Source organism: Streptomyces glaucescens (genome assembly GCF_002154375.1).
Lineage (GTDB): Bacteria > Actinomycetota > Actinomycetes > Streptomycetales > Streptomycetaceae > Streptomyces > Streptomyces glaucescens.
This window is the reverse complement of record NZ_MUND01000625.1, coordinates 1-16293: the sequence shown is the minus strand read 5'-3', so window position 1 is coordinate 16293 and position 16293 is coordinate 1. Positions and strand designations below refer to the sequence as shown.

Genomic DNA, 16293 nt, shown 5'->3' with positions numbered 1-16293 from the left:
TCCTGGACACCAAGCGCTGGTTCCCGCTGTTCGGGCTGCCCCTCCACCTCGAAGCGGAGGCCGACCAGGTCGAGTAGGGCGTGCAGCGCCGGATCCGGGTCCCGCAGCCGGATCCGGCCCCCGGCGCGCCGGGCGGCCAGCTGGAGCCGGGCCAGCAGATCGACCACACCGAGCCCCGGCGGCCCGAGCCCGCCCACGTCGCACACCACCACCGCCGCCCCACCCCTCTCCAGCAGGACGCGCACGTCCTCGCACAGGCCCCTCACCTCGTCCCGGGTGACGGGGCCGGCCAGCACGAGTTCCGCGGGTGTCATGGCGTCCACGTGCGGTAGACCGGGCGGGCGGGCGGAATTCATCGCGGGCCCGGCGTCATGGGCATCACATTGACCGGGGGCGGCCCCGCCACCAGGGTTCCTTGCATGCCCCAACGATCATCGCCGTCCGCCCTCCTCGCCCGTGTGCCGCTCCTGGCCCGCCTCGCCGAGGGGGCGCCGTGCAGGGGGTGCTGAGCGGCTTCGCGGTGATCGCGGTGGTGATCGGCGTCGGCTATGCGATCGGCCGGCGCGGCTACCTCGGCGGACAGGGCCGCGAGGTCCTGACCAAGCTCGCCTTCCACGTGGCGTCCCCGGCGCTGCTGTTCACCACGCTCGCGGGCGCCGACCTGTCGGTGGTCTTCTCGACACGGCTGCTGGTCACCGCGCTCGGCACGGCGGCGGTGGCGGGGGCGTTCGTCGCGGTCGGTGTCGTCCGCCGCTGGGGGGTGGGCCGTACGACGATCGGCGCGCTGTGCGCCGGTTACGTCAACTCCGGCAACCTCGGCATCCCGATCGCGGTGTACGTCCTCGGCGATGCCTCACTCGTGGCGCCGGTGCTGCTGTTCCAGCTGGTCGGGGTGACGCCGATCGCGGTGACGATCCTGGATCTGACGACGGGCGGGTCGAAACGCCCGCTGTGGCAGCGGCTGCTCACACCGTTGCGGAACCCCATCGCGGTGGGCTCGCTGGCGGGCGTGGCGGTGTCGGCGGCGGGGGTGCGCGTGCCCGGGCCGGTCATGGACCCGCTGACCCTGATCGGCAACATGTCGGTCCCGGCGGTGCTGCTCGCCTTCGGCATCTCCCTGCGGGGCAGCACGCTGCCGCTGCGGGGCGGGGAGCGGGCGCCGGTGCTGCTGGCGGTGGGGCTCAAGACCGTCGCCCAGCCGCTGATCGCCTGGGCGCTGGCAGCGGGGGTCTTCGGCCTGCGGGGCGCCGCACTGCTGGACGTGGTGGTGACGTCGGCCCTGCCCGCCGCGCAGAACCTGTACACGTACGCGAGCACCTACCGGGTGGGCGAGGTGCTGGCGCGGGAGGCGATCCTGCTGTCGACGGTGGTGTCGGTGCCGGGGCTGGTGGTGGTGGCGGCGGTGCTGGGGTGAGTCCGGGTCAGTCGGTGGGGAACTCGCCGGTGTCGAGGGTCAGGCCGAACGGTTCCGGCAGCTTGATCGGGTCGCCGAACTTGACCGCGCTCAGGACACGGTAGACCTCGCCCTTCGGCTCGCCGTAGAGCGTCACGGTGGGGCCGCCAGGGGCCCAGCGGTCGACGAGGAGGTACAGCGGGATACCGGCCATCGCGTAGGCGGCGGGCTTGCTGACGCGGTCGTGGCGGGCGTTGGACTGGGAGGTGACTTCGACGACGAGCTCGACGAGGGCGGCTGACATGCAGGATTCCGCTTCCTCGAATGCCCGCACCGGTGCCACCAACAGATCCGGAATGAAGATGCCCATCCGCGACGGCACGGCGACAGCCTGGGTCTGGGACGTCTCCAAGTGCTCGGGAAGCACCGAGTAGAGGCGACGCTGAATGCGAGCCGCGATCAGGTTGTGGCGGGACGCGGGAGCAGGTGTCACGGTGACGATTCCGTCAATGATCTCCACCTTGCTGCCCTCAGGCCATTCCTCCTCCGCCCAGAACCGGACGAGGTCGTCCCAGCCCTGCCCGGGGTCGTGGCTGACGGTGAGTGCGCTCATGGCGGTCTCCAATCGGTGCGTCACCGATCCCAGCATGCCGAACGGGACCGGTGGTGGTCCACCGATCCCGTTCACCCGAATGAGGAAACCGCAGGTCAGGCGATACGCTCCAGCACCACGGGGGACGGGGTGAAGTCCGTGCCGGGGGCGGCGATGTCGTAGGAGCCCTGGACCGCTTCCAGCGCGTACTCGAAGCGCTCCGGGGTGTCCGTGTGGAGGGTCAGGAGGGGCTGGCCCTCGGTGACCGTGTCGCCGGGCTTGGCGTGCATCTCCACGCCCGCCGCCGCCTGGACCGGGTCCTCCTTGCGGGCGCGGCCCGCGCCGAGGCGCCAGGCGGCGATGCCGATGTCGTAGGCGTCCAGGCGGGTCAGGACGCCGGCGGCGGACGCCTTCACCACGTGCTGCTCGCGGGAGGTCGGCAGGGGCGCGTCCGGGTCGCCGCCCTGGGCCGCGATCATGCGGCGCCAGACGTCCATCGCCGAGCCGTCGGCCAGGGCCTTCGCCGGGTCGGCGTCCTGCACGCCGGCCGCGTCGAGCATTTCGCGGGCCAGGGCGATGGTCAGCTCCACGACGTCCGCGGGGCCGCCGCCGGCCAGGACCTCGACCGACTCGCGGACCTCCAGGGCGTTGCCCGCGGTGAGGCCGAGCGGGGTGGACATGTCGGTCAGGAGGGCGACCGTCCGCACGCCGCTGTCCGTGCCGAGGCCCACCATGGTCGAGGCCAGCTCACGGGCGTCCTCGATCGTCTTCATGAAGGCGCCGGAGCCGACCTTCACGTCCAGGACCAGGGAGCCGGTGCCCTCGGCGATCTTCTTCGACATGATCGAGGAGGCGATGAGCGGGATCGCCTCGACCGTGCCGGTGACGTCGCGCAGGGCGTAGAGCTTCTTGTCCGCGGGGGCCAGGCCGTCGCCCGCCGCGCAGATCACCGCGCCCGTGGTGTCCAGGACGTGCAGCATCTCCTCGTTGGAGAGCAGGGCCCGCCAGCCGGGGATCGACTCCAGCTTGTCGAGGGTGCCGCCGGTGTGGCCGAGGCCGCGGCCCGAGAGCTGGGGGACGGCCGCGCCGCAGGCCGCGACCAGGGGGGCCAGCGGCAGGGTGATCTTGTCGCCGACGCCGCCGGTGGAGTGCTTGTCGGCGGTCGGGCGGGACAGGGACGAGAAGTCCATGCGCTCGCCGGACGCGATCATCGCGGCGGTCCAGCGGGCGATCTCCCGGCGGTTCATGCCGTTGAGCAGGATCGCCATCGCGAGCGCGGACATCTGCTCGTCGGCGACCTCCCCGCGGGTGTACGCGTCGATGACCCAGTCGATCTGCTCGTCGCTGAGTTCACCGCGGTCCCGCTTGGTGCGGATGACGGAGATGACGTCCATGCCTGGCTTTCCTTCCGATGGTCCGGGACGTGTCCGGGAAGTGCGCGGCCCCTCTGATCGGGTGTCGGGTCAGAGGGGCCGCGGAGGGGGGTTACTTGGTGAGATGGTCCGGGCCGAAGGCCTGGGGCAGCATCTCCGAGAGGCGGAGGATTCCGGCCGGGGTCTCCAGCAGGAGGTCCGGGCCGCCGAACTCGTACAGCAGCTGCCGGCACCGGCCGCACGGGACCAGGATGTCGCCGTTGCCGTCGACGCAGGTGAAGTGGGTCAGCCGGCCGCCGCCGGTGCGCTGCAGCTCGGAGACGAGGCCGCACTCGGCGCACAGGCCGATGCCGTAGGAGGCGTTCTCCACGTTGCAGCCGGAGACCGTGCGGCCGTCGTCGACGAGGGCGGCGACACCGACCGGGTAGCCCGAGTACGGGGCGTAGGCGTGGGACATCGCCTCCCGTGCCAGCTCCCGCAGGGCGTCCCAGTCGACGGTCACTTGCCCTGTCCCTTCCGGTACGGCAGCCCGTCCGCCTTCGGCATCCGCAGCCGCTGCGCCGACAGGGCGAGCACGACCAGCGTGATGACGTACGGCGTGGCGGAGACGACCTGGTTGGGGACCTCGTTGGTGCCGGCGTACCAGGCGAAGACGAGGGCGCCGACCACCAGGGTGATCACGGCGTGCACGTACTTCTTGCGGATCGCCAGCCAGATCGCGCCGATCAGCAGGAGCAGCGCGCCGAGCAGCAGCAGCGCGTGGACGTTCTCGGAGCCGCCGCGCAGGTTGAGGCTGTCGGTGTAGCCGAACAGTCCGGCGCCGAGGGCGAGGCCGCCCGGCATCCAGTTGCCGAAGATCATCGCCGCGAGGCCGATGAAGCCGCGGCCGGAGACCTGGCCCTCCAGGTAGAACGGGTTGGCGACGATGGAGAGGAAGGCGCCGCCGAGGCCGGCCAGACCGCCGGAGATGATCACGGCGAGGTACTTGTACTTGTAGACGTTCACGCCGAGGGACTCGGCCGCGACCGGGTTCTCGCCGCAGGAGCGCAGCCGCAGACCGAACGCGGTCCGCCACAGGATCCACCAGGTGGCGGGGACCAGGGCGACGGCGATCAGCGTCAGCCAGGACACGTTGGTGACCAGGCCGCCGAGCAGGCCGGCGATGTCGGAGATCAGGAACCAGCCCTTCTCGTTGAGGTCCCTGAGGCCGTCGGACAGGCCCGGCACGGTGAAGTGGCCGAGGGGCTCGACCGCCGGGGACTGCTTGGCGGAGCCGCCCTGGTGGCCCACGAAGGCGAGGGGGGCCAGGTAGCGGGTGGCGCCGAGGGCGAGGATGTTGATCGCCACACCGGAGACGATGTGGTTGACGTTGAAGGTGACGGTGACGAAGGCGTGCAGCAGGCCGCCGAGGCAGCCGCCGATGATGCCGACCAGGACACCGGTCCACGGGCCCCACTGGAAGCCGGCCCAGGCACCGAACCAGGTGCCGAGGATCATCATGCCCTCGAGGCCGATGTTCACCACGCCCGCGCGCTCGGCCCACAGGCCGCCCAGACCGGCGAGGCCGATCGGCACGGCGAGCTGGAGGGCGGTGGACATCTGGCTGACGTTGGTGATGCCGTCGGCGCCGGTGATGATCCGCACGAGCGAGGTCAGCGCCAGGGCTCCGGCGATGACCAGCAGCAGGACGGGCCACGACATCCGGCGGCCGGTCGGCGCCGCGGGCTGGAGGGTGGGCTGGTTGACGTCGGTCGCGGTGGTCATCGGCCTGCCGCCTCCTTCGTGTTGTTGTCGGCGCCGAGGACGTGACCGGCGGCCAGTTCCGCGCCGACCCGGCGCTGCTGGCGGCGCAGGCCCCACTCGCGGACGGCCTCGTAGGAGACGACGACCGAGAGGACGATCAGGCCCTGCATGATGACCGCGATCTCCTTGTCGTAGCCGTGGAAGTCCAGCTCGGGCGAGGCCTTGTCGAGCCAGGCCCACAGCAGGGCGGCGAAGGCGATGCCGACGGGGCTGTTGCGGCCGAGCAGGGCGATGCCGATGCCGAGGAAGCCGATGCCGGTGGGGAAGTTCAGGCTGTACGTGTGGGTGTCGCCCATGAGGATGGGCAGACCGGCGAGGCCGGCGAGGCCGCCGGAGATCAGCATCGCGGTGAGGACCATGCGCTTGGGGTCGACGCCGCTGGCCGCCGCGGCGGTCTCGGAGGCGCCGGAGGCGCGCAGGTCGAAGCCGAAGCGGGTGCGGTTGAGGACGACCCAGTAGCCGATGCCGAGGAGGACGGCGAGGACGACCAGGCCGTAGATCTCGCCGGACTTGCCGAGGTCGATGCCGGGGATCCAGCCGGACTCGTACATCTCGCCGGTGGTGTTGTTGTTGCCGACCTTGACGCCGAAGACGTCCGGCAGCCACAGGTAGGCGATGACGGAGGTGGCGATCGCGTTGAGCATGATCGTCGCGACGACCTCGCTGACGCCCCGGGTGACCTTCAGGACACCGGCGATGCCGGACCAGAAGGCGCCGGTGAGGATCGCGGTGAGCAGCAGCAGCGGTACCTGGAGGGCGGCCGGCAGGTTGGCGTGGGCACCGACGATGGCGGCCATCATGGCGGCGAGCTGGTACTGGCCGTCGACGCCGATGTTGAACAGGTTCATCCGGAAGCCGATGGCCACCGCGAGAGCCGCGATGTAGTACAGCGTGGCCTGGTTGATGATCCGGACCTGGATGTCCGAGAAGCTGAGCTGCTCGAACATCACGGAGAACGGCTCGACCGGGTTCTTGCCGGAGGCGATCAGCACGATGGCGCTGAGCGCGAAGGCCACGGCGAGCGCGATGACCGGTCCGGCCACCGCGAGGAGCACGCGCTCCTTGTCGAACTTCTTCATCAGCGGGCCTCGTCTTCCGGAGACTCGGGGGCCTTGCCGGTCTCGGGGGTCTCTTCGTGTTCCAGGTGGCCGGTGGCGGCGCCCGTCATGGCCGAGCCCAGTTCCTCCGGGGTGATCGTCGCCGGGTCGGCGTCCGCGACCAGCTTGCCGTTGTAGATCACCCGCAGGGTGTCGGACAGGCCGATCAGCTCGTCCAGGTCGGCGGAGATCAGCAGCACGGCCAGACCCTCGCGGCGGGCCTCACGGATGTGGTCCCAGATCGCGGCCTGCGCGCCGACGTCCACACCGCGGGTGGGGTGGGCGGCGATCAGGAACTTCGGGTGGTGGCTCATCTCGCGGCCGACGATCAGCTTCTGCTGGTTGCCGCCCGACAGGGAGGCCGCGGTGACGTCGATGCCGGGGGTGCGGACGTCGTACTCCGTCACGATCCGGCGGGTGTCGGCCTGGGCCGCCTTCGGGTCCAGCCAGACGCCCTTGGCGTTGGGCGTCTCCGTGACGTGGCCGAGGATGCGGTTCTCCCAGAGGGGGGCCTCCAGGAGCAGGCCGTGGCGGTGGCGGTCCTCGGGGATGTAGCCGATGCCCTGCTCGCGGCGCTTGCGGGTGGCCCAGGCGGTGATCTCCTCGCCCTCCAGGGCGATGGTGCCGGAGTCGGCGTGCCGGAGGCCGATCAGCGCGTCGACCAGCTCGGTCTGGCCGTTGCCCTCGACGCCGGCGATGCCCAGGACCTCGCCCGCGTGGATGGTGAAGCTGATGTCGTCCAGGACCGCCTTGCCACCGGGGGCCACGAGGCGCAGCTTGTCGACGGTGAGCACCGGGCGGTCGGTGACCGTGGACTCGGCGGTCTCCGGGGTGGGCAGTTCGCTGCCGACCATCATCTCGGCGAGCTGGCGCGGGGTGGTCTCGGCGGGGACGGCCGTGCCGACCGTCGTGCCGCGCCGGATGACGGTGATGTCGTCGGCGACCGAGAGGACCTCGCCCAGCTTGTGGGAGATGAAGATGACGGAGAGGCCCTCGGCCTTCAGCTCGCGCAGGTTGGCGAAGAGCGCGTCGACCTCCTGCGGCACGAGCACGGCGGTCGGCTCGTCGAGGATCAGGGTGCGGGCGCCGCGGTAGAGGACCTTGAGGATCTCCACGCGCTGGCGGGCGGCGACACCCAGCTCCTCGACGAGGAGGTCGGGGTGTACGTCGAGGCCGTAGCGCTCGGAGATCTCCTTGATCTTGCGGCGGGCCTTGCCGCCGATGCCGTACAGCTTCTCGCTGCCCAGCACCACGTTCTCCAGCACGGTCAGGTTGTCGGCCAGCATGAAGTGCTGGTGGACCATGCCGATACCGCGGACGATGGCGTCCGCGGGGGACGAGAAGGAGACCTGCTCGCCGTCGATCGCGATGGTGCCCTCGTCCGGCTTCTGCATGCCGTAGAGGATCTTCATCAGCGTCGACTTGCCGGCGCCGTTCTCGCCGACGAGGGCGTGGACGGTGCCCTTGCGGACGGTGAGGTGGATGTCGTGGTTGGCCACGACTCCGGGGAATCGCTTGGTGATCCCGGCGAGTTCGACGGCGGTCGCCTGACCGTTGACCGCCGCTCCGGCCGGAGGGCTGCTGGACGCGTTGATGGCGCACTCTCCTGGGGACGGGGGTCGTCTACGCGCGTAGCGCCCCTACGGCATACAAAGGGGCCGACGCACCGCGACAACGGGGTACGGGGAGCAGGCCTCCCCGTACCCCGTCGAGCGGACGTAACCCCGCGGTTACACGCTGCTCAGGGTGTTGCGGATGATCAGCTGCTCTTGACCTTGATGTCGCCGCTGATGATCTTCTCCTTGGCGGTCTCGACGGCTTTCTGGACGTCGGCGTCACCCGCGAACTTCGGGTTGGAGTTCGACAGGCTCACCTCGCCGGACTTCAGATCGCCACGAACGATACCGGTCTGCGGCTTACCGTCCTCGACCGACTTCGCCAGGTTGTAGACCGCCTTGGCGACGTCCTTCATCGCCGAGGTGAGGATGAAGTCCTTGTACTTGGCGAGGGCTTCCTGCTTGTACTGGTCCGAGTCGACACCGATCGCCCACACCTTGTTGGCGGCGGCGGCCTCGATGACACCCTGGCCCGACAGACCGGCGGCCGCGTAGACGACGTCCGCCTTCTTCTCGATCTGGCCCTCGGCGGCCGTCTTGCCCTTGTCCGGGCTGGAGAAGCCACCCTCCTCGGCCGTCTGGGTCAGGTACTGGGAGAGCACCTTGACCTTGGGGTTGGTGTCCTTGACGCCCTGCTCGAAGCCGGCCTGGAACTTGTGGATCAGTGGGATGTCCACACCGCCGACGAAACCGACGACGTTGGTCTTGGTGCTCTTGGCGGCGGCGACACCGGCCAGGTAGGACGCCTCCTCCTCGGAGAAGACCAGGTCGGCGACGTTCTTCGACTGGACCGTGGAGTCGTCGACGATGCCGAAGGTGGTGTCCGGGTACTTCTCCGCGGCGCCCTTGACGGCGGCGGCGTACGCGTAGCCGACACCCACGACCGGGTTGTAGCCCTGCTTGGCCAGCGACTCCAGGCGCTGCTGCTTGTCGGCGTCCGTCTCGCCCTCGGTGGGCTCGATGTCGGCCGTCTCGTAGCCGAACTCCTTCTTCGCCTGCTCCAGGCCCGCGTACGCGGCGTCGTTGAAGGACTGGTCACCCTTGCCGCCGACGTCGTAGGCGATGGCGAGGCCCTTGTCGCTGTCGGAGGACGAGCCGCCCTCGGTCGAGGTGCCGCCACAGGCGGACAGGGCGAGGGCGAGGGAGGCGGTCGCTGCGCCTGCGACCGCGATGCGGGATACCCGGCGCATGGTGTGGTGCTCCTGTCGTACAAAGCGCCGCGAGAGGTTCAGCATCGGCGCTGGCTTCGCCGCAGATTAACGCGCGTAGACCTGCCTGAAAACCCCTTCTGTCCACCTTGTTATCCGCCCGTGGCCAACGCCACCGGGCGCCCGGCCGAAGGCTTGCCGACCGCAAACAAGGGGTGGCGGTGGGTGACCTGCGCGGGAAACGACGAAGCGGGCGCGGCGCGTGAGGCGCCCGCCCGCTTCGGGTCGGTACGACCGGGTTCGCCCGTTCAGGTGGGCGGTACGGCCGTGACGTGGGCCGTTACTCCGTCCTGACCTTGATCTGGCCGCCGGTGATGCCTTCCTTGGCCTTCTCCACGGCGTCCTTCAGGCCCGCGATCTTCGCGTACTGCGGGTTGCTCTCCGCCAGCCCGACACCGTTCACCTTCAGGTCGAAGGTCTGCGTGCCGGCCAGCGGCTTGCCGTCCTCCACGGACTTGGCGAGGGCGTAGACCGCGCCGCCGACGTCCTTCAGGGCCGAGGTGAGGATGTACTCCTTGTAGGAGGCGAGGGCTTCCTGCTGGTACTGGTCGGAGTCGACGCCGATCGCGAAGACCTTCGCCTTCGCGGCGGCCTCGATCACGCCCTGGCCGGACAGGCCGGCCGCCTGGTAGACGACGTCCGCCTTCTTCTCTATCTGGCCCTCCGCGGCGGCCTTGCCCTTGTCCGGGCTGGAGAAGCCACCCTCCTCGGCCGTCTGGGTCAGGTACTGCGAGATGACCTTGACCTTGCCGCCGCTGGTGTCCTCGACACCCTGCTTGTAGCCGGCCTCGAACTTGTGGATCAGCGGGATGTCCACACCGCCGACGAAACCGACGGTGTTCGTCTTCGTGGCCTTGGCGGCGGCGACACCGGCCAGGTAGGAGGCCTGCTCCTCGGCGAAGACCAGGGAGGCGACGTTGTCGCCCTCGACGACCGAGTCGACGATGCCGAAGGTCGTGTCCGGGTAGTCCTTGGCCACGGCCTCCATCGCGGGGCCGTAGGCGAAGCCGACGCCGATCACCGGGTTGTAGCCCTGCTTGGCGAGCGACGCCAGGCGCTGCTCCTTGTCGGCGTCGGTCTCGCCCTCGGTGGGCTCGATGTCGGCGGTCGTGTACCCGAACTCGCCCTTGGCCTTCTGCAGACCGGCGTACGCGGCGTCGTTGAAGGACTGGTCGCCCTTGCCGCCGATGTCGTACGCGATGGCGAGGCCGAGGTTCTTGTCACCGTCACCGTTGCTGCCGCCGCTGGTACCGCCGCAGGCCGTGGCGGCGAGCGCGAGCGACGCGACCCCCACCGCGACGCGGGTCAGTTTGGAAATCCGACGCATCTGAGGTTCCCCATTCTCCAAAGCCCCGCAGTGGGTGCTCGGTTCGGCGCACATTAACGCGCGTAGACACTCCAGGGAACGGGGTTTCGCGTGGCTGTTATCCATTCGTGCCGGTGGTCGGTTACGTGCCGGTGAACCACCGGATCGAAGGGTGCGCTGTAGGACATATCCAGGCTGCATCGGGGCTGCGCCCGGCACAAGCGGGATGGACCGCTCGGTTGCGCCGTCGCTGCCCGGGGCTCCCACCCGTGCGGTGCGTGATCGGGTGCGGGTGGCCCCCGTGGGGGGCGTCCGTCGTCGGCGGCTGCTACCCGTCCGTGTCAGCCACCGTCGCCGCAGTGCCCCGCCCTCACCGCCCACGCAGGGCTCGCCGCCGACGGCGAAGGGGCCCGGCGGGGGGGCCACCCGCACTCGGCGACGAGAGCCGCGCGGGTGGTGCGGGTGACCACCAGGAACCGGCGAAGGCGGAGCCGAGGCCTCAGGGGGTGGCCCGGTCGGCGGAGCCGGTCAGCTGCCGGTGTTCAGAAGCGCCGCCGCCGTGAAGAGTTCCACGCCGACCGTGATGGCGTGCTCGTCGACGTCGAAGTCGCCCTGGTGCAGGTCGCGGACGGTGCGCTCACCGGGGGTGCGGACGCCGAGGCGGGCCATGGCGCCGGGGACGTGCTCCAGGTACCAGGAGAAGTCCTCGCCGCCGAGGCTCTGCTCGGTGCCCTCGACGGAGTCCAGGCCGCGGCGGACGGTCATGGCGTCGCGGAGCAGTTCCGTCACGTTCGGGTCGTTGACGACGGGCGGGACGCCCCGGACGTAGTTGATCTCGGACTTGGCCCGGTGCAGCCCGGCGACCTCGTCGATCGCGGCGTGCACGATGTCCGGTGCGAGCCGCCAGGCCTCCAGGTCGAGGCAGCGGACGGTGCCGGACAGCTCGGCGTGCTGGGGGATGACGTTCGGGGCATGGCCGGATTCGATGCGGCCCCAGGTGACCGAGAGGCCGCTGCGCGCGTCGACGCGCCGGGCAACGATGGCCGGGACGTCGGTGACGACCCGCGCCGTGGCGGTGACCAGGTCGGTCGTCAGGTGGGGGCGGGCGGTGTGACCGCCGGGACCGTCGAGGGCGATCTCCAGCCGGTCGCAGGCGGAGGTGATGGGCCCTTGCCGCAGCCCGATGCGTCCGGCGTCGACCCGGGGGTCGCAGTGCACGGCGATGATCCGGGCCACACCCTCCAGGACGCCGCCGTTCTCGATGGCGTCGGCGGCGCCGCCGGGCAGGACCTCCTCGGCGGGCTGGAAGAGCAGCCGGACGGGGCGCGGCAGCAGGCCCTGCTGGTGCAGGTCGGCGAGGACGAGGCCGGCGCCGAGGACCACCGTGGTGTGGACGTCGTGGCCGCAGGCGTGGCAGCGGTCGGGCACGGTGGAGCGGTAGGCGCACTCGGTCTTGGCGTCGGGGATGGGCAGCGCGTCGATGTCGGCGCGCATGGCGAGCATCTCGGGGCCGCCGCTCCACTGACCGCCGTCGGCGCCGATGTCACAGACGAGTCCGGTGCCGTTCGGGAGCACCCGGGGCTTGAGGCCGGCCTGCTCCAGCCGGGTCTTGATCGCCTTGGTCGTGCGGAACTCCTGAAAGCCCAGCTCGGGGTGCATGTGCAGGTCCCGGCGGAACGCGACGAGTTCCGCGCGCAGCGGCTCCGGCAGGGTGCCGGGGAGCATCGCTTCCTCGGAGAGATCGGCCTCGGACTCCAGTGACATCAGTTGCTTCACCCTCTGAAGGGTAGGACGCCCGGACGGCCAACTGTGCCGAGATCAACAAAAGTTCAACCCCTTAGGGGAAGAAATCCTGGCCGCCGAACGAATAGGTACCGGTTGAGGTGGGTAAACTCGCGCGGCTCGGCTGCCCGTGACGGGCGTCCGGGCCGGTGCAAGACCCACCCACTTCTCCACGGATACCACGCCCTCCCCCACCCACGCTTATCCGTTCACCTACCGGAACACGACTACGGCAGTTCCGCACGCAGTCTCTCCGCCCGCGCGGCGGGGTCGTAGGCCGGTCCGACGCCGTCGACCAGGACGACGTCACCCTGGATGTGGTCGGTGCGCAGCCGGAGAATCGCCTGGTAGGCGGGGGAGGCGTACCAGGCGCGGGCCGTGTCGAGGTCCGGGAACCCGATCAGCACCACGCTGCCGGGCCAGCTGCCCTCCAGTACCTCCGCCGGCGGGCCGTGCGCGACGAAGCGGCCCTGGAACGGGTCGAGGGTGTCCTGGATGCGGCGCAGGTACTCCAGGACGTCGGGGTGGTGCCGGCGGCTGCGCAGGTGGGCGAGACCGTAGGCGGGCACGGGTCCTCCTTCGTCCGAACGGGTGGTCCGCCGACCGTAGCCGGGGAGCCGCACCGCCGCGATTACCCCGGAGGTAAGCGCCCCCGCCCTACACGGCCCGTACCGCCGACAGCCGGTGCACGTCACGGGCCGTGCCGGTGACGCCGTCCAGGAAGCCCTGGGCGCGCGGGGAGGCGGTGCGGGTGAGCCAGGCGGGGTCGATGTCGCAGACCGCGACCCGGACCTCGGTGCCGACGAGGGCGAGGGGCAGGGTGTGGACGACCGTGGAGGGAAAACTGAGGACCGTACGGCCGATCGGGCCCCTGCGGGCTATCAGCTCCAGCGGGAGATCGGGGCGGACCACCTCCAGTCCGGTCTCCACGGCCAGCCGGTGGAGTTTCTCGGCGCTCTCGCGGCGGTGGGCGAAGTAGCGCAGGGCGCCGTGGGTGCGGGCGAGGGAGCGCACGGCGGCCAGATAGCGGTCGCCGTCGACGACGCCGGTCTCCACGAGGGAGGTGCCCACCATGTCGGCGCCCCGGGTGATGCGGGGTGGGCCGAAGCGGGCCCGGGTCCAGGAGAAGTCGTTGGCCCGGACGGTCACGCCGCCCGGGGTCTCCTCGATGGGCATGGAGGAGAAGATCTCGACCCGGCGGTCACCGGCCGGGGTGAGGCGGCGGCGGGCCGAGGAGGAGACCGGGGCGAAGACGAGGTCGCGCGGGCCGCGGCGGGTGCCCTTGCGGTGCCAGCGGACCAGGCGTTCGCCGCGGGCCAGCTGGGTGACGAACTCCATCGTGGCCGTGCCGTCGTCGACGACGACCAGGTCGCGTGCGCCGGTGATGGTCAGCAGCAGCTGGACGTAGCGGGAGAAGGGGTCCCCCATGACGATCCGGCGGGCGCGGCGCAGCGGCCCGGTGAGTCCGCCGACCGTCTGGAAGGGGGCCAGCGCGCCGCCGCGCGCCTCCTCCCAGCGGACCTGGTGGCCCTCCCGCCGGGCCAGCTCGGCCATCCGGCGCAGCTGGCCGCGGGTCATGGGGTCGACGGGCGACAGGACCACCAGGGTGAGCCCCGCGCCGGGTGCGTGGGCGTGCGCCCACTCCAGCACGTTCAGCAGCTGCACCGGACTCTCGACGAAGGCGAGGGTGTCGAACGTGTCCGGACCGGCGTTCTGGCCGGCTTTCCCGGCGCGGGGGCTCATCGGCGTACGACCGTCCCGTCGTAAGGGGTGGCAGGGGTGGGGGGTCAGACGGTCACCGGCTCGCCCGCCGCCGCGGCGATCTCCGCCTCGGCGATCACGCCGGTGACGCGGCGCAGCTTCTTCATCGGGGCCAGCTCGGAGTCGTAGACCTTCTTCACGCCGTCACCGAGGGAGGCCTCGATGGTGCGGATGTCGCGGACGAGGCGCTGCAGGCCCTGCGGCTCGACGGAGGCGGCCTGGTCGGAGCCCCACATGGCGCGGTCGAGGGTGATGTGGCGCTCGACGAAGACGGCGCCGAGGGCGACGGCGGCGAGGGTGGTCTGCAGGCCGGTCTCGTGGCCGGAGTAGCCGATCGGGACGTTCGGGTACTCCTTCTCCAGCGTGTTGATCACGCGGAGGTTCAGCTCCTCGGCCTTGGCCGGGTAGGTGGAGGTGGCGTGGCAGAGGAGGATGTTGTCGCTGCCCAGGACCTCGACGGCGTGGCGGATCTGCTTCGGGGTGGACATGCCGGTGGAGAGGATGATCGTGCGGCCGGTGGCGCGCAGCTCGCGCAGCAGCTCGTCGTCGGTGAGGGAGGCGGAGGCCACCTTGTGGGCGGGGACGTCGAACTTCTCCAGGAAGGCGACGGCCTCGGTGTCCCACGGGGAGGCGAACCAGTCGATGTTCCTGGCCTTGCAGTACTCGTCGATCTGCCGGTACTCGTCCTCGCCGAACTCCACGCGGTGGCGGTAGTCGATGTAGGTCATCCGGCCCCACGGGGTGTCGCGCTCGATGTCCCACTGGTCGCGCGGGGTGCAGATCTCCGGCGTGCGCTTCTGGAACTTGACCGCGTCGCAGCCGGCCTCGGCGGCGGCGTCGATCAGCTTGAAGGCGTTCTCGAGGTCGCCGTTGTGGTTGATGCCGATCTCGCCGGTGATGTAGACGGGGCGGCCGGGGCCGACCTCGCGGGAGCCGAGGGTGCGCAGGCGGGAGTTGGTGCTCATGGCAGGAACGTTCCTTACTTGGTGAGGGGGGCGGGAGAGTCGAGAGAGGGTCCGAGGATCCAGTCGGCGATCTCTCGGATCGCGCCGTCGCCACCGGGGAGGGTGGTGACCGCGCGTGCGGCGCCGCGTACGACGTCATGGGCGCTCGCGACCGCGACCGGCCAGCCGACGAGGGCGAAGCAGCCCAGGTCGTTGACGTCGTTGCCGACGTAGAGCACGCGCTCCGGCGCGATGCCCTGTTCCTCGCACCACTGCTTGAGCGCGAGGTCCTTGCGGTCGATGCCGTGCAGGACCGGGAGCTTCAGCTTCCGGGCCCGGGCGGCGACGACCGGGTTCTGTTCCGTGGACAGGATCAGCAGCTTCAGGCCCGCCTTGCGCAGGGCCGCGATGCCGAGTCCGTCGCCGCGGTGCACGGAGACGAACTCCCGTCCGTCGGAGTCGATCAGCACCCGGTCGTCGGTCTGGGTGCCGTCGAAGTCGAGGACGACCGCGTCGATGTCGGCGGCGGTCGGGAGGGCGCCGGGCCCTTCCGCGTCGAAGAGCGGCGCGAGGGCGCGGGCCCGGGCGAGGTCGTGCGGGTCGTCGATCTCCAGCACGCGCGCGGGGTCGGTGCGCACGAGTTCCGTGCGGCCGAAGAACCGGTGCTGGTGCTGGCGGAAGCCGGGCGCGTCCATGGCGTAGGCGGCGCCGGTCTCCAGCAGGTCCTGGGGGCGGTCCTGGCGGCGGGGGCGGTAGGCCTTGTCGTGGTTGACGCCGTGGCCGCCGTCCTCCTCCGCGGCCGCGCCGTCGCCGTCCCGCCAGATGAAGCCGTGGAAGGGCGCCACGGTGACTGCCGTGTCGGCGCCGTTCTCCACGACGGCCGCCGCGACCCCGTCGACGTCCTCCCGGGTCAGGAAGGGGCTGGTGCACTGGACCAGCAGCACCACGTCGACCGGGGCGCCGTGCAGCGCCTCGTGGGCGTCCATGGCGTGCAGGACGGCCGCCTCGGAGGTCGCGGTGTCCCCGGCGATGGCGGCGGGGCGCAGCACGACCTCGGCGCCGGCCGCGCGGGCGGCGGCGGCGATGGCCTGGTCGTCCGTGGAGACCACGACGTCGGTGACGAGCCGGCCGGCCCGGCATTCGCGGACCGCGCGGGCGACCAGCGGGACACCGCCGACCGGGGCGAGGTTCTTCGCGGGTACGCCCTTGGAGCCGCCGCGCGCGGGGATCACCGCGAGCACCCGGCGCACGGTGGCGCCGTGGCCCGTCTGCGGGTGGGTCATGGGTTCTGCTCCTTGGGGTGATGTCGCGCGGTTCACAGCTCGCCCATCCGCCGGATCACGGGGGCCACGCGCTGCACGCCGTGCCGGTAGGCGCCGCGTGCCGCCCGGCGCACGATCTGCCGGACCGGGCCGGGC

General features: G+C 71.1%; 14 protein-coding genes and 1 pseudogene. 1 reads left to right on the top strand and 14 read right to left on the bottom strand.

What is annotated here, in order from left to right:
- Window positions 1-116 precede the first annotated feature (116 nt).
- Window positions 117-314 (bottom strand): annotated as a pseudogene (locus tag CCN42_RS45970) (STAS domain-containing protein); the annotation flags it as partial.
- Between the two features lie 179 nt (window positions 315-493).
- Between CCN42_RS45970 and CCN42_RS33360 the strand changes: the two are divergent.
- Window positions 494-1414, top strand: coding sequence for an AEC family transporter (locus tag CCN42_RS33360; protein WP_086741169.1), 921 nt, complete (start codon window positions 494-496; stop codon window positions 1412-1414).
- A gap of 7 nt (window positions 1415-1421) precedes the next feature.
- On the opposite strand, the gene CCN42_RS33355 is transcribed toward CCN42_RS33360, so the two are convergent.
- From CCN42_RS33355 to CCN42_RS33295, 13 genes are all read right to left on the bottom strand, one after another.
- The gene (locus CCN42_RS33355) at window positions 1422-2006 is read right to left on the bottom strand and encodes a Uma2 family endonuclease (protein WP_086741167.1); all 585 of its coding nucleotides are present in this window, start codon (window positions 2004-2006) and stop codon (window positions 1422-1424) included.
- Between the two features lie 95 nt (window positions 2007-2101).
- Window positions 2102-3379 carry a thymidine phosphorylase gene (locus CCN42_RS33350; protein ID WP_086741165.1) on the bottom strand — a complete coding sequence of 426 codons (1278 nt, stop codon included), beginning with the start codon at window positions 3377-3379 and terminating at the stop codon, window positions 2102-2104.
- Between the two features lie 91 nt (window positions 3380-3470).
- Window positions 3471-3860 carry a cytidine deaminase gene (locus tag CCN42_RS33345; RefSeq protein WP_086741163.1) on the bottom strand — a complete coding sequence of 130 codons (390 nt, stop codon included), beginning with the start codon at window positions 3858-3860 and terminating at the stop codon, window positions 3471-3473.
- Window positions 3857-5122: an ABC transporter permease gene (locus tag CCN42_RS33340; RefSeq protein ID WP_086741162.1), complete on the bottom strand. Its 1266-nt coding sequence runs from the start codon at window positions 5120-5122 to the stop codon at window positions 3857-3859. Before CCN42_RS33340 ends, CCN42_RS33345 begins: the two co-directional genes overlap by 4 nt.
- Entirely contained in the window at window positions 5119-6240 is a 1122-nt protein-coding gene (locus CCN42_RS33335; RefSeq protein ID WP_086741160.1) for an ABC transporter permease, read from the bottom strand. Before CCN42_RS33335 ends, CCN42_RS33340 begins: the two co-directional genes overlap by 4 nt.
- The gene (locus CCN42_RS33330; protein ID WP_086741158.1) at window positions 6240-7853 is read right to left on the bottom strand and encodes an ABC transporter ATP-binding protein; all 1614 of its coding nucleotides are present in this window, start codon (window positions 7851-7853) and stop codon (window positions 6240-6242) included. Before CCN42_RS33330 ends, CCN42_RS33335 begins: the two co-directional genes overlap by 1 nt.
- 164 nt (window positions 7854-8017) lie before the next feature.
- Entirely contained in the window at window positions 8018-9064 is a 1047-nt protein-coding gene (locus CCN42_RS33325) for a BMP family lipoprotein (protein WP_086741156.1), read from the bottom strand.
- A gap of 298 nt (window positions 9065-9362) precedes the next feature.
- Window positions 9363-10409 carry a BMP family lipoprotein gene (locus CCN42_RS33320; protein WP_086741154.1) on the bottom strand — a complete coding sequence of 349 codons (1047 nt, stop codon included), beginning with the start codon at window positions 10407-10409 and terminating at the stop codon, window positions 9363-9365.
- A 507-nt stretch (window positions 10410-10916) separates the two neighbouring features.
- Entirely contained in the window at window positions 10917-12152 is a 1236-nt protein-coding gene (locus CCN42_RS33315; protein WP_086741153.1) for a M20 family metallopeptidase, read from the bottom strand.
- Window positions 12153-12397: 245 nt separating this feature from the next.
- Entirely contained in the window at window positions 12398-12739 is a 342-nt protein-coding gene (locus CCN42_RS33310) for a DUF1330 domain-containing protein (protein ID WP_086741151.1), read from the bottom strand.
- An 88-nt stretch (window positions 12740-12827) separates the two neighbouring features.
- A complete protein-coding gene (locus CCN42_RS33305) occupies window positions 12828-13913 on the bottom strand; it encodes a hypothetical protein (protein ID WP_086741149.1) in 1086 nt (361 codons plus the stop codon).
- A gap of 44 nt (window positions 13914-13957) precedes the next feature.
- Entirely contained in the window at window positions 13958-14896 is a 939-nt protein-coding gene (locus CCN42_RS33300) for an N-acetylneuraminate synthase family protein (RefSeq protein WP_086741147.1), read from the bottom strand.
- Window positions 14897-14910: 14 nt separating this feature from the next.
- Entirely contained in the window at window positions 14911-16158 is a 1248-nt protein-coding gene (locus CCN42_RS33295; protein ID WP_086741145.1) for an N-acylneuraminate cytidylyltransferase, read from the bottom strand.
- Window positions 16159-16293 lie beyond the last annotated feature (135 nt).